We start from the raw sequence: 15,427 nt of genomic DNA, 5'->3' as shown, positions 1-15,427 counted from the left end.
CTAACTAAGTAATCAGAATATGAAAACAATGAAATACATATTGGCCGCACTGACTGTAGGCGGTATGATGGCCTCATGTAATACAGACATTGAGTCGTTGACTATTCAGCGGCCGCTGACTTACGACGACCAGTACTACCAGAATTTACGCGACTACAAAGAAAGCGATCACGAAATAGCTTTTGGATGGTTTGCGCAATATGGAGCGCAGAACTCTGCCGCTGTTCGTTTTATGGGATTACCTGACAGTCTCGATATTTGCTCTATGTGGGGCGGTATTCCATCAACAGAAAATACAGAAATCTGGGAAGAAATCCGCTTTGTACAGAAAGTGAAAGGAACCAAGATGCTTTGTGTGGCAATCACCCGTATCGATGCGGAAACAGATGACCATGCTTTCAAGCAGGCTTATAATGAAGCGAAGGCAATGCCGAATGGCGAAGAACGGACTGCCGCACTCAATCGCTCTTTTGAAATGTATGCCGAATATTTTCTCGATCAGGTATTTCTGAACGACCTTGATGGTTTTGATGCGGACTATGAACCGGAAGGTGATTTTTTGAGTGGCTCTAATTTTGAATATTTCTACAAACAATGGCAAAGTACATGGGACCGAATCCGGACATTACCAGAGAAGAACGTTTACAGCTTATCGAAGAACGTTATGGTAAGGAGATCGCTTCGCGGGAAGGTAGCTGTGATAAAATGCTCAATATCGACCAGACCAGTACCAGCATGACCAGTCTTATTCCGTATAGTAACTATTGCTTCCTTCAAGCTTATGGCGGCGGTACGGGAGCAGGCGGATGGCCTGATGAAAAAGTGGTGTACTGTTGCAATATGGGTGATAACTGGCAGGGAGATATGCAGTCTATGTACAACCAAGCACGCTACAAGCCGGCGAATGGAAAACGTAAAGGAGGCTTTGGCGCATTCTTTATCCATCGTGACTATAATGTACATGAATACAACCCCGAACCTTATTATCGGTTCCGCCAGTGTATTCAAATACAGAATCCGGCTATCCATTAATTAACCTTTTAATGAAAAGATGACAATGAAAAGTAGAAAGAATCTATTTTATATAGGAATGTTCGCCCTCTGTGCCATCGGCTTTGCAGCTTGTGATGATGATGAGACTTACGATGTCTATGGTGATCCGTTTAACCGAGTGTATATATCAGATAATTCCAAGGCATACAAAATTGTACAGACTCCTATTAGTACAGTCAGCAATGTAGACTTTAAATGGCCGGCAAAATGTTCGCAGAAAGCGAGCGGTACTATAAAAGCTACGGTCGTAGTGGATAACTCTCTAATTGCTGCCTATAATGAAGAGCACGGCACCGTGTTTGAAGCTATGCCCGCCGAAGCCATCGTGTTGGAAAATGCCGAGATGACTATCCCTGCCGGGAAAATGGTAGTTGCTGACACTGTGCACGTAAAACTTACGGATGACGCTAATGTGCTTTCTACGCTTAAGAGCGAAAAAGGATACATTATTCCCTTGCGTTTAGTGTCTGCAGAAGGACCTAATACACAGTTGAGTACCAATATGGTAGCACCTTCTTTCCTGACCGTTACCGTGACGGAGGACAATGTAAATCATGAGGCTACTGAAGCCGACATTACAGGTACGTTGGTAGCAAATCAGGCGGGATGGAGCGTGAATGTGTTAAGTGGTAGCGGATCAAATCTTGACAGATGGTTCGATGGAAATCCGCAATCTACTGCTTCTATTTCCGATTGGTCGAATTATAAGGCAGCCTTTACTGTGGATATGGGGAAATCTTACACCTTTAGTGCTATCGTGGCATACAGAGGGACTTCTTGGGGAGAATATAATTCCATCAGTGCCGGAACAAAGATTAGCACCAGCGATGATGGTACGAACTTCAAGAGTGCTGGAGAAGTGACCGGCAGTTCTAAATTCATCGTATTTTATGCACCGTTGACTGCACGTTATATTCGTGTGGAAACAACCTCTTATTCTGTGAATTGTGGTGTATTTAATGTTTATGCAAAATAATAATTAAGACTATGAAGAAATATACACTTTTATCTTTATTGGCTTTGTTGTTCTGTGTTTCAGGTTGCAAAACCGAACCGGATTACAGTGATGCCGTATACATGACCGGCACGCTGACTTCGTCGAACGTGAAATTCTTGGTAGAGGGGCAGTCTACTTTAGGATTGACTGTGACTTCCACCGATAAAACGGAAACTGACGTAGCGGTAGGCGTACAGGTAGCTCCTCAATTACTGGAAGCTTTCAATGCCTCTACCGGACGCAACTGCCAAATGCCACCCGAAGGCAGTTATAGTTTTGAAGCAGGTGATGTGATTATTCCTGCCGGATCAAACCAGTCTACACAAATCAAGGTAACTGCTGATGCAGATAAATTGCAGGAAGGTGTTTCCTACTGCCTTCCCGTATCTATTACTTCCGTATCGAACAGTGATCTGAAGGTGATGGAAAGTTCTCGTACGGCTTATGTCATGCTCACTAAAGTGATTAAAATCAAAGCGGCTTACTTGGCACGTCGGGGATATTTCAATATTCCTTCGTTCGGCGATCAGGAAAAAAGTCCGGTGAAAGCACTCGGACAGATGACCTTAGAAATGAAGGTGCTTCCTGTATCCTTCCCTGTCGGTTCTGAAAGAAGTGCTAATGGTATCAGCTCATTGTGCGGATGCGAAGAAAACTTCCTCTTCCGTTTTGGCGACGGTGCCGGTAATCCTGTGAATAAATTGCAGTTTGTGAAAGGTTCTATCGGTTCGGCTTCACATCCCGATAAGAAAGACCATTATGAATCGTGGGTAGAGAAAGAGTTTCCTACCGGTCATTGGTTGCACTTTGCTGCCGTATATGATGGTCAGTATCTTCGTCTTTATTTGGATGGTGAGCAAATTCACTTCGTAGAAACCAAAAATGGCGGGAGCATAAACTTGAGTATGGCTTATGATGGACATACTTGGAATGATACATTCTCCATCGGTCGTTCAGCCGGTAATGCTCGTTTCTTTGATGGTTACATTAGCGAATGTCGTGTGTGGAACGTAGCGCGTACATCCGCACAGATTGAAGATGGTGTTTGTTATGTAGACCCAACCAGTGAAGGGCTCATAGCCTACTGGCGTTTTGACGGTGAAACACAGGATGATGGTTCGGTGCTTGATATGACAGGTCATGGTCACAATGCTGTGCCCGGTGGAACCATCACCTATGTAGACAACCAGAAATGTCCGTTCTAAAAGAGGTAAAATAGAGGTTGTTCTTTAGTATGATGAGGTCTGCTGTCGAATCGGTTTTGCGCAAAGCATTACGGGGAGATGGCAGACTTCTCTTTTTAATATCTTATTCGTTTATAAAAAATAGTTATGCTAAATAGAATCTGTAAATCACTACTGTTTACGGCTATAATGACAGGAGTTTCTTATTCCTTTGCACAGCAACTTCCGGTGGTAACCTATAAAAATCCGACTTTGCCGGTAGAAACAAGAGTAGCGGATTTGTTATCCCGTATGACATTAGAAGAAAAAGTCGGCCAGCTCCTTTGTCCTTTGGGGTGGGAGATGTATGAAATCAAAAGAAACGATGTTTTTCCTTCTGATAAATTCAAGCAACTCATAAAAGACAGAAAGGCCGGTATGCTTTGGGCAACCTATCGCGCCGACCCGTGGACAAAGAAAACATTGTCAACCGGATTGAATCCCGCTTTGGCTGCAAAGGCCGGAAATGCCTTGCAAAGGTATGTAATAGAGAATACCCGTTTGGGAATCCCCTTATTCCTGGCGGAAGAAGCGCCGCACGGCCACATGGCAATTGGTGCAACCGTTTTTCCAACCGGAATCGGAATGGCTGCTACCTGGTCGCCCCAACTTATCCGTGAAGTAGGAAAAGCAATCGGCAAAGAGATACGTTTGCAGGGCGGACATATCAGCTATGGACCTGTGCTCGATTTGGCTCGTGATCCGCGTTGGTCTCGTGTAGAAGAAACCTTTGGTGAAGATCCGGTATTGACGGGTGAAATAGGAAAAGCGATGGTGGAAGGACTGGGGAGCGGTGATTTGTCACATCCATACAGCACATTAGCTACTCTCAAACACTTTCTCGCCTACGGTATCTCGGAAAGCGGACAGAACGGAAACCCCTCTTTTGCCGGTATACGTGAGCTGCACGAGAACTTCCTGCCCCCGTTTAGGCAAGCTATCGATGCCGGTGCATTATCAGTTATGACTTCTTATAATTCGATGGACGGTATTCCCTGCACAGCCAATCACTCTCTGTTGACCGAACTTCTTAGGAATGAATGGAAATTCAGCGGAATCGTCGTTTCTGATTTATACAGCATAGAAGGTATTCATCAAAGCCATTTTGTTGCGCCCACTATGGAAGCAGCAGCTATTCTTGCATTATCAGCCGGAGTAGATGTGGATTTGGGAGGCGATGCATATATGAATCTGATGAATGCTGTAAACACAGGTCGTATCAGTAAAACAGCACTTGACGCTTCTGTCGCCCGTGTTCTACGGTTAAAATTTGAGATGGGGCTGTTTGAAAATCCTTATGTAGATCCTGAAAAAGCAAAGAAGGAAGTGCGCAGTGAAGAATCTGTAACTTTGGCACGCCGGGTAGCACAAGCTTCAATCACGTTGTTGAAGAATGAGCACTCTTTGCTTCCGTTGAACAAAAATAGGAAAGTAGCATTAATCGGACCTAATGCTGATAATCGCTATAATATGTTGGGGGATTATACCGCTCCGCAGGAAGAAGAAAATATAAAGACTGTCTTGGATGGAATCAGGACCAAACTTTCTTCGTCGCAAGTGGAATACGTGAAAGGCTGCTCCATTCGTGATACTGTGACAACTGATATTGAACAGGCCGTTGCAGCCGCCCAGCGTTCCGAAGTCATTATTGCCGTGGTGGGAGGTTCCAGTGCCCGTGATTTCAAGACCAGTTATAAAGAAACGGGTGCGGCCATTGCCGACGAAAAGACGATCAGCGATATGGAATGTGGCGAAGGGTTCGACCGTGCAACACTCTCTTTATTAGGAAAGCAACAGGAACTGCTCAAAGCCTTGAAAGCTACGGGGAAACCGTTGATTGTAGTGTATATCGAAGGACGCCCTTTGGATAAAACCTGGGCTTCTGAAAATGCTGATGCAGTGTTAACGGCTTACTATCCGGGACAAGAAGGCGGAAATGCCATTGCTGATGTCCTGTTCGGAGATTATAATCCGGCAGGAAGATTACCACTGACAGTTCCCCGTTCAGTAGGGCAGATTCCCATTTATTACAACAAGAAAGCGCCTCAGAATCATGATTATGTAGAACTGTCCGCTTCTCCGCTTTATGCTTTCGGATATGGTCTGAGTTATACAACTTTCGAATATTCGGATTTGCGTGTATCAGCTATATCTCCTCATTCTTTTGAAGTTTCATTCAAGGTCAAGAATACAGGGAGATATGATGGCGAAGAAGTATCTCAGCTTTATTTGAGAGATGAATATGCTTCGGTAGTGCAGCCGCTAAAACAGTTGAAACATTTTGAACGCTTTTGTTTAAAACGTGGGGAGGTTAAGGAAGTGAAGTTCGTTTTGTCTGAAAGTGATTTTACGATAATAGACCGGAATTTGAAAACAGTAGTGGAGTCGGGGACTTTTCAGGTAATGGTCGGAGCTGCTTCGGACGATATCAGATTACAGGCAAAGGTAGTGGTAAAATAGGATATAGATATTTTGTAGAAAATGTAGAAAAGGCGGTGAAATCCCTGTTAGGTAACAGTGAAATTCTATTGTCTGACGGGGATTTCATCGTTTCTCAATGGTGAGTTCGTTGTCTGTTACCTGTTAACAACTTTTTAATGAATATTGCACACAGATTAATGGCATAAAAAAGGACGAGGCAAATGCCCCATCCTAAATGTTTTCACAACGGAATAATCCTTATTGTGATTTGCTTCAAATTAGTGATACAAAGATAGTGAATAATTTTTATTATAATGTTTATTTATGGGAAAATATTAATATATTTGGGGAATTGTAATAAAACAGGTCAAATATGAAAAGGATATTGGGATTGGATTTGGGTACTAATAGTATCGGTTGGGCATTGGTAGACGAGGCGGAAAATAAAGACGAAAGGTCATCAATTGTTAAGCTTGGTGTGAGAGTAAATCCTCTGACGGTAGATGAATTGACCAACTTCGAGAAAGGAAAGAGCATTACGACCAATGCGGATAGAACACTTAAGAGAGGTATGCGGCGTAATTTGCAACGCTACAAACTTCGTCGTGAAACTTTGATGGAAGTGTTGAAAGAACACAAATTGATAACAGAGGACACTATACTTTCGGAAAATGGTAACCGAACAACTTTTGAGACATATCGATTAAGAGCAAAGGCGGCAACAGAGAAAATCTCGTTGGAAGAGTTTGCGCGTGTATTGCTAATGATTAATAAAAAACGTGGTTATAAAAGTTGCAGGAAAGCAAAGGGGGCGGAAGAAGGTACGTTGATTGACGGTATGGATATAGCTCGTGAACTTTATAACAACAACCTTACGCCTGGTGAATTATGCCTGCAACTTCTTGATGCAGGTAAGAAATATTTGCCCGATTTTTATCGTTCTGATTTGCAGAATGAACTTGACAGAATCTGGGAAAAACAAAAAGAATATTATCCGGAGATTCTTACTGAAGTATTAAAAGAAGAATTGAGAGGGAAAAAGCGTGATGCTGTTTGGGCTATTTGTGCCAAATCTTTCGTTTGGGAAGAATACTATACGGAATGGAACAAAGAGAAAGGCAAAACTGAACAACAGGAAAGAGAACATAAGCTGGAAGGTATTTATAGTAAACGGAAAAGGGATGAAGCGAAAAGAGAGAATCTGCAATGGCGGGTAAATGGTTTGAAGGAAAAGTTGTCGTTGGAACAATTGGTTATTGTTTTGCAGGAAATGAACATCCAAATCAATAACTCAAGCGGTTATCTCGGCGCAATCAGTGATAGAAGTAAGGAGTTGTACTTCAATAAACAGACTGTCGGGCAGTATCAAATGGAAATGCTGGATAAGAATCCCAATGCGAGTTTGCGAAATATGGTGTTCTATCGTCAGGATTATTTAGACGAGTTTAATACGCTTTGGGAGAAACAAGCTGAATATCATAAAGAATTGACGGGAGAACTGAAAAAAGAAATCCGTGATATTGTCATTTTCTATCAGCGTAGATTGAAGAGTCAGAAAGGGTTAGTCGGTTTTTGTGAGTTTGAAAGCCGACAGATAGAGGTAGAGATAGATGGCAAGAAAAAGATTAAAACTGTAGGTAATCGGGTGATACCCCGTTCTTCTCCCTTGTTTCAAGAATTTAAAATATGGCAGATACTAAACAATATAGAAGTAACCGTTGTCGGCAAGAAAGGCAAACGAAGAAAACAGAAAGACAATTCTCCTACTCTTTTTGACGGACTTGACGATACGGAACAATTGGAGCTGAACGGAAGTCGTTATTTATATCAAGAAGAAAAAGAATTGCTTGCCCAAGAACTTTTTGTTCGTGATAAGATGACTAAATCGGATGTTTTGAAATTGTTGTTTGATAATCCACAAGAATTGGATTTAAATTTTAAAACGATTGATGGCAATAAGACGGGATATACGTTGTTTCAGGCGTACAGCAAAATGATTGAGATGTCCGGGCATGAACCAGTCGACTTCAAAAAAACGGTTGAGAAGGTCGTTGAGCATGTAAAAGCAGTTTTTGATCTTCTTAATTGGAATACGGACATTCTGGGTTTCAACTCGAATGAAGAGTTAGACAATCAATCTTATTACAAACTCTGGCACTTATTGTATTCTTTTGAGGGTGACAATACGCCAACAGGAAACGCTCGTTTGGTTCAAAAGATTACAGAACTATATGGCTTTGAAAAAGAATACGCCATTATACTGGCAAATGTAACTTTTCAAGATGATTATGGTAGTCTGAGCGCAAAGGCCATTCATAAGATTCTACCTCATTTGAAAGAAGGCAATCGGTATGATGTGGCTTGTGCGTATGCCGGATACAAGCATTCAGAATCGTCATTAACCAAAGAAGAGATAGCAAACAAGGCGTTGAAAGACAGACTAACGCTTCTTCCCAAGAATAATTTGCGCAATCCTGTAGTGGAAAAGATTTTGAATCAGATGGTAAATGTAATCAATGCCATCATAGACACTTATGGCAAACCGGATGAAATACGTGTAGAACTAGCTCGTGAGTTGAAGAAGAACGCTAAGGAGAGGGAAGAATTGACTAAATTCATTGCAGAAACCACTAGAAAGCATGAAGAATTTAAGATTCTTTTACAGAGTGAATTTGGCTTGACAAATGTAAGCCGTACTGATATTCTGCGTTACAAACTTTACAAAGAGTTAGAGTCGTGTGGATATAAAACACTTTATTCCAATACGTATATTCCACGAGAAAAACTGTTTAGTAAAGAATTTGATATTGAGCACATCATACCACAAGCACGGCTTTTCGATGATAGTTTTTCAAATAAGACACTTGAAGCCCGTAGTATAAATCTTGAAAAAGGGAATAAAACAGCATATGATTTTGTGAAAGAAAAATTTGGTGAAAGCGGAGCCGACAATAGTTTAGATCATTATTTAAATAACATCGAAGACTTGTTTAAGTCGGGAAAAATATCGAAAACCAAATACAATAAGCTGAAAATGGCTGAGCAGGATATTCCTGACGGTTTTATTAATCGCGACCTCCGTAATACGCAATATATTGCCAAAAAGGCTCTGTCTATGTTGAATGAAATTTCTCGTCGTGTGGTTGCCACAAGTGGAACAATTACTGATAAGTTGCGTCAAGATTGGCAGTTGGTTGATGTAATGAAAGAATTGAATTGGGAAAAGTATAAGGCATTAGGGTTGGTTGAATATTTTGAAGATAAAGATGGGAGACAAATAGGTAGAATAAAGGATTGGACGAAACGGAATGATCATCGTCATCATGCGATGGATGCGTTGACGGTAGCATTTACAAAGGATATATTTATTCAATATTTTAATAACAAAAATGCCAGTTTGAATTCTAACACAAATGAGTATGCAATAAAGAACAAATATTTTCAAAATGGCAGGGCGATTGCTCCTATACCATTAAGAGAGTTTCGCGTGGAAGCCAAAAAACATCTGGAAAATACTTTGATTTCGATTAAAGCGAAGAATAAGGTCGTTACCGGTAATATTAACAAGACGAAGAAAAGGGGTGGCGTGAACAAGTATTTGCAACAGACACCACGTGGGCAGTTGCATTTGGAAACAATCTATGGTAGTGGCAAGCAATATTTGACAAAAGAAGAAAAGGTGAATGCTTCGTTTGATATGAAAAAGATTGCAACTGTAAGTAAATCAGCTTATAGAGATGTATTGTTGAAGCGTTTGCATGAAAATGATAATGATCCGAAGAAAGCGTTTACCGGCAAGAATTCACTGGATAAACAGCCCATTTGGCTAGATAAGGAACAAACGAGGAAAGTGCCTGAGAAAGTGAAAACTGTAACACTTGAAACTATTTATACTGTACGTAAGGAAATCTCTCCTGATTTGAAAGTTGATAAGGTAATAGATGCAGGTGTCCGTAAAATACTAACTGGCAGATTAAACGAGTATGGCAATGATGCAAAAAAAGCATTCTCCAATCTTGATGAAAATCCTATTTGGTTGAATAAGGAGAAAGGTATATCTATTAAGCGAGTTACAATTTCAGGAATCAGTAATGCGCAGTCATTGCATGTGAAAAAGGATAAGGATGGTAAACCTATATTGGATGAGGATAGTAGAAATATTCCTGTGGATTTTGTTAATACAGGCAATAATCATCATGTGGCAGTTTATCGTAGACCGGTTATAGATAAGAGGGGGCAATTGGTGATTGATGAGGCTGGCAATCCCAAGTATGAACTGGAGGAGGTTGTAGTTAGTTTCTTTGAAGCAGTGACAAGGGCAAATCTTGGTCAACCGATTATTGACAAGGATTATAAAACGAGTGAAGGCTGGCAATTCCTTTTCAGTATGAAACAAAACGAGTATTTTGTTTTTCCAAATGAAAAGACTGGATTTAATCCGAAAGAGATCGATTTGCTTGATGCGGAGAATTATGGGGTGATAAGTCCTAATTTGTTTAGGGTGCAGAAATTCGCTCATAAGAATTATGTTTTTAGACACCATTTAGAAACAACAATCAAGGATACAAGTTCTATTTTGAAAGGTATTACTTGGATAGATTTTCGTAGTTCAAAAGGCTTGGACGCTATTGTTAAAGTCCGTGTTAATCACATTGGTCAGATAGTGTCGGTAGGAGAATATTAATATAATGAATGACTTATGGACAAAAACAATAATAATCCCCCAATTCCATCTGATTTCTTTCTCTATAAAGACAGCAATGGAGAAGTAAAAGTCGAAATCTATATCTTTAATGAAACGGTTTGGCTGCCACAAGACAAGATTGCACAGTTGTTTGGAGTGGACAGAAGCGTAGTGACTAAACATCTAAAGAATGTATATAAAAGCGGAGAATTATCAAAAGAGGTAACTTGTGCAAAAATTGCACAAGTTCAAACCGAAGGTACAAGGCAGGTCACAAGACAGATTGAGTTTTACAATCTCGACGCCATCTTATCCGTAGGCTACCGTGTTAACAGCATTCAAGCCACACAATTTAGAATTTGGGCGAACAGTGTGCTGAAAGAATATCTGATTAAGGGGTTTGCCATGAACGATGAGCGATTGAAGAATCCGCAAACGTTGTTTGGTAAGGATTATTTCGAAGAACAGTTAGCCCGTATTCGTGACATTCGTAGCAGCGAACGACGCTTCTATCAGAAAATAACCGATATTTATTCACAATGCAGTGCCGACTATGAAGCGGGTAGCGATGTAACCAAGAAGTTTTTTGCAACTGTTCAGAATAAGTTGCATTGGGCAATTTCCGGGCAAACGGCAGCTGAGATTATTGTTTCCCGTGTAGATGCTGATAAGCCTAATATGGGATTGACTACTTGGAAGAATGCACCCAACGGAATGATACGCAAACCGGATGTTTCTATTGCAAAAAACTATCTCAATGAAATGGAAGTGGATGATTTGAACCGCATTGTTTCGATGTATCTGGATTATGCGGAGCGTCAAGCGAAAAAAGGACAAGTGATGTACATGAGAGATTGGGTGAAAAAGTTGGATGCATTCTTGCAATTCAATGAAGAAGCCGTGCTGCAACATAGCGGGTGGGTGAGCCACGAGATTGCCAAGGCATTAGCGGAACAGGAATATGACAAATTCCATGTTAGACAACTTCAGAACTACGAATCGGACTTTGACATACTGTTAAAAGGAATGGGCCATGATTAAGAAAACACTTTATTTCGGAAATCCCGTTTATCTATCGTTACGAAATGCGCAGCTGGTCATCAAGCTGCCTGATGTAGAAAAAGCAGCAGCTTTGCCGGAAACGTTGAAAAAGCAGGCGGAAATAACGAAACCTATAGAGGACATTGGAATCGTTGTGTTGGATAACAAACAGATTACCATCACTTCCGGTGTGCTGGAGGCTTTGCTTGAGAACAATTGTTCTGTAATTACTTGTGATAGCAAGAGTATGCCGGTCGGACTAATGCTTCCTCTTTATGGAAATACTACGCAGAATGAGCGTTTCCGTAAACAATTGGATGCTTCGCTTCCTTTGAAGAAACAACTTTGGCAGCAAACTATTCAAGCGAAGATCAACAATCAGGCATCTGTGCTCAAAGATTGTATGGACGAAGAGGTAAAGTGTATGAAGGTGTGGGCTGCCGATGTGCGTAGTGGTGACCCAGACAATTTGGAAGCACGTGCTGCCGTATATTATTGGAAATCTTTATTCGCTGATGTTGATGGTTTCACTCGGGAGCGTGAAGGAATTCCCCCCAACAACCTGTTAAACTATGGATATGCCATTCTTCGTGCGGTGGTGGCGCGTGGGCTGGTGATAAGCGGGCTGCTTCCTACGTTGGGTATCCATCATCACAATCGCTACAATGCTTATTGTTTGGCAGACGATATAATGGAACCTTATCGTCCTTATGTGGATGAGTTAGTGTTTAGTTTGACACAAGAATTTGGAAAAAATGCGGAGTTGGTGAAAGAAGTGAAAGCGCGGTTGCTTACTGTTCCGACATTGGAAGTGATAATTGGAGGCAAGCGCAGTCCGTTGATGGTTGCTGTGGGGCAAACTACTGCTTCACTTTATAAATGTTTTAGTGGGGAGCTTCGCCGAGTTGTTTATCCTGAACGATAATGGATCGTTTTAGTGAATATCGTGTTATGTGGGTGCTTGTTCTTTTTGATTTGCCGACTGAGACGAAGAAAGAAAAGAAGGCCTATGCGGATTTCAGAAAGAATCTGCAAAAGGATGGCTTTACGATGTTTCAGTTTTCCATTTATGTGCGTCATTGTGCCAGTAGCGAGAATGCGATAGTACATATAAAAAGAGTTAAATCTTTTCTTCCAGAGCATGGACATGTCGGAATCATGTGTATCACAGACAAACAATTTGGAGATATAGAGCTTTTTTATGGAAAGAAAGTGTCTTGTGTCAATACCCCGGGACAACAATTGGAGTTATTCTAAGAAACAAAATCTCGCATTAATGCGAGATTTTGTGTTGGAAACAGTCTTCTTTTTCTTTTTCTGATTATCTTCTTAACTCACTGAAACACACTTTGTTATGCTGGATCAGTTGTTTCCAATGGGTCAAAGATACTAATTTGAAAGCAAATCACAATGTCTATGTCTGTGTTTTGGAAAAATCAAAAGTTGTTTCCAATGGGTCAAAGATACTAATTTGAAAGCAAATCACAATTAATTGCGGTTTAACTTTCCTGCTCATAGGTTGTTTCCAATGGGTCAAAGATACTAATTTGAAAGCAAATCACAATAATCGACTTGACGAGATTCTAAAAGTACAAGTTGTTTCCAATGGGTCAAAGATACTAATTTGAAAGCAAATCACAATCCCCATCTGCTTTATTGCAAATGCAGGAAGTTGTTTCCAATGGGTCAAAGATACTAATTTGAAAGCAAATCACAATCGGGATTGAAAAGGGCTTCCCGATCGTGTCGTTGTTTCCAATGGGTCAAAGATACTAATTTGAAAGCAAATCACAATACTTTATAGTGGCTGTTTAAATATACTTTGGTTGTTTCCAATGGGTCAAAGATACTAATTTGAAAGCAAATCACAATCGCAGTACCTAAACGGCGCGTACGATCCGAGTTGTTTCCAATGGGTCAAAGATACTAATTTGAAAGCAAATCACAATCCGTATTCATAAGTCCGTTTTGGGTATCAGGTTGTTTCCAATGGGTCAAAGATACTAATTTGAAAGCAAATCACAATTGTTAAGCGCGGTGATATTGTTTTCCTGCCGTTGTTTCCAATGGGTCAAAGATACTAATTTGAAAGCAAATCACAATAATGAAGGCAACGGAAACTAGCGAAAAGGTGTTGTTTCCAATGGGTCAAAGATACTAATTTGAAAGCAAATCACAATCGCAGTACCTAAACGGCGCGTACGATCCGGTTGTTTCCAATGGGTCAAAGATACTAATTTGAAAGCAAATCACAATTAATGCAAGCTCGGTTACTTTGCCCTGTTGGTTGTTTCCAATGGGTCAAAGATACTAATTTGAAAGCAAATCACAATGTTTGGGACTTGGATAAGAAAGGCGATAAGGTTGTTTCCAATGGGTCAAAGATACTAATTTGAAAGCAAATCACAATCATGAACGCCGCCAACTGTGTTTGGTCAAAGTTGTTTCCAATGGGTCAAAGATACTAATTTGAAAGCAAATCACAATCCATCCTTTAACGGGCTTTTGTAATTCTCGTTGTTTCCAATGGGTCAAAGATACTAATTTGAAAGCAAATCACAATATAATGTTGCTAGATACATAGAACTCGCTTGTTGTTTCCAATGGGTCAAAGATACTAATTTGAAAGCAAATCACAATCCGCTCCGGTATACTCTACGATCATCCAAAGTTGTTTCCAATGGGTCAAAGATACTAATTTGAAAGCAAATCACAATCCAAATGTTTTCGGAAAAAACTTTGAGATGTTGTTTCCAATGGGTCAAAGATACTAATTTGAAAGCAAATCACAATCGATGATTAAAATTTTATCTTTCATGATTCGTTGTTTCCAATGGGTCAAAGATACTAATTTGAAAGCAAATCACAATCTAGCAAAGAAGGTCAAGACCTAACCGAGCGTTGTTTCCAATGGGTCAAAGATACTAATTTGAAAGCAAATCACAATGTAGACGTAACACTTGTATCTGACAAGACGGTTGTTTCCAATGGGTCAAAGATACTAATTTGAAAGCAAATCACAATACTAATTGCGCCCCTGTATTAGAGGTAGTTGTTGTTTCCAATGGGTCAAAGATACTAATTTGAAAGCAAATCACAATCAAGCATCATACGCACGTAATCAAACACTTGTTGTTTCCAATGGGTCAAAGATACTAATTTGAAAGCAAATCACAATCACGTGCCGCATGTTCCTAGAGCGCCGAGTGTTGTTTCCAATGGGTCAAAGATACTAATTTGAAAGCAAATCACAATCGAATCAATGACACATTTAAAGCTGAATATGTTGTTTCCAATGGGTCAAAGATACTAATTTGAAAGCAAATCACAATCGAATACTATTTGGCGCAACTGCAAATAGCGTTGTTTCCAATGGGTCAAAGATACTAATTTGAAAGCAAATCACAATTAGAGGCGGGCGAAACCGCCAACAGCTATGGTTGTTTCCAATGGGTCAAAGATACTAATTTGAAAGCAAATCACAATGCGTACCGTTTCGTTAGTGATAACAGGCGTGTTGTTTCCAATGGGTCAAAGATACTAATTTGAAAGCAAATCACAATTATACGGGAGTATTGCGAGTTTGTTATCGGGTTGTTTCCAATGGGTCAAAGATACTAATTTGAAAGCAAATCACAATACCATAACTAGATTAGTATCGTACGTCCCGGTTGTTTCCAATGGGTCAAAGATACTAATTTGAAAGCAAATCACAATAAAAACGTCAATACTATTGCAATCACTAAAGTTGTTTCCAATGGGTCAAAGATACTAATTTGAAAGCAAATCACAATAGTCGATGGCGGGCAACGGTTAGGAAAGACGTTGTTTCCAATGGGTCAAAGATACTAATTTGAAAGCAAATCACAATCCTTTGCTCGCGATCCCTCTTATGTTCGGGGTTGTTTCCAATGGGTCAAAGATACTAATTTGAAAGCAAATCACAATTGTACCCGCGGGGGTAACCTCGTAACGTTGTTGTTTCCAATGGGTCAAAGATACTAATTT

9 protein-coding genes and 1 CRISPR repeat array (1 of these 10 only partly in view) are annotated in these 15,427 nt (G+C 40.4%); all 9 genes read left to right on the top strand.

Annotation, left to right across the window (positions count from 1 at the left end; translation table 11 throughout):
* Window positions 1-19: 19 nt before the first annotated feature.
* On the top strand, window positions 20-739 hold the full coding sequence (locus tag NQ505_RS01785) for a glycoside hydrolase family 18 (protein WP_259827094.1): 720 nt from the start codon (window positions 20-22) through the stop codon (window positions 737-739).
* On the top strand, window positions 736-1,032 hold the full coding sequence (locus NQ505_RS01780) for a hypothetical protein (RefSeq protein WP_259827091.1): 297 nt from the start codon (window positions 736-738) through the stop codon (window positions 1,030-1,032). Before NQ505_RS01785 ends, NQ505_RS01780 begins: the two co-directional genes overlap by 4 nt.
* A gap of 25 nt (window positions 1,033-1,057) precedes the next feature.
* Window positions 1,058-2,029, top strand: coding sequence for a BT_3987 domain-containing protein (locus NQ505_RS01775; RefSeq protein WP_008997910.1), 972 nt, complete (start codon window positions 1,058-1,060; stop codon window positions 2,027-2,029).
* 11 nt (window positions 2,030-2,040) lie between these two features.
* Entirely contained in the window at window positions 2,041-3,255 is a 1,215-nt protein-coding gene (locus NQ505_RS01770) for a DUF1735 and LamG domain-containing protein (protein WP_008997909.1), read from the top strand.
* Between the two features lie 126 nt (window positions 3,256-3,381).
* Entirely contained in the window at window positions 3,382-5,733 is a 2,352-nt protein-coding gene (locus NQ505_RS01765) for a glycoside hydrolase family 3 N-terminal domain-containing protein (RefSeq protein WP_008997908.1), read from the top strand.
* Between the two features lie 334 nt (window positions 5,734-6,067).
* Window positions 6,068-10,378, top strand: a complete 4,311-nt coding sequence (gene cas9 / locus NQ505_RS01760; RefSeq protein ID WP_008997907.1) for a type II CRISPR RNA-guided endonuclease Cas9 — start codon at window positions 6,068-6,070, stop codon at window positions 10,376-10,378.
* Window positions 10,379-10,393: 15 nt separating this feature from the next.
* Window positions 10,394-11,419 carry a virulence RhuM family protein gene (locus NQ505_RS01755; protein ID WP_008997906.1) on the top strand — a complete coding sequence of 342 codons (1,026 nt, stop codon included), beginning with the start codon at window positions 10,394-10,396 and terminating at the stop codon, window positions 11,417-11,419.
* Window positions 11,412-12,344, top strand: a complete 933-nt coding sequence (gene cas1 / locus NQ505_RS01750; protein WP_008997905.1) for a type II CRISPR-associated endonuclease Cas1 — start codon at window positions 11,412-11,414, stop codon at window positions 12,342-12,344. The genes NQ505_RS01755 and cas1 overlap by 8 nt, the downstream gene beginning before the upstream one ends.
* Window positions 12,344-12,676, top strand: coding sequence for a CRISPR-associated endonuclease Cas2 (gene cas2, locus NQ505_RS01745; RefSeq protein WP_008997904.1), 333 nt, complete (start codon window positions 12,344-12,346; stop codon window positions 12,674-12,676). The genes cas1 and cas2 overlap by 1 nt, the downstream gene beginning before the upstream one ends.
* A gap of 108 nt (window positions 12,677-12,784) precedes the next feature.
* Window positions 12,785-15,427: direct repeats of the CRISPR family, unit length 47 nt; unit sequence GTTGTTTCCAATGGGTCAAAGATACTAATTTGAAAGCAAATCACAAT; it runs 860 nt beyond the window's last position.

It is taken from the genome of Bacteroides sp. D2 (assembly GCF_025147085.1).
Classification (GTDB): domain Bacteria; phylum Bacteroidota; class Bacteroidia; order Bacteroidales; family Bacteroidaceae; genus Bacteroides.
Note: the sequence above shows the minus strand (reverse complement) of the source record. Positions and strands in the feature narration are given on the sequence as shown.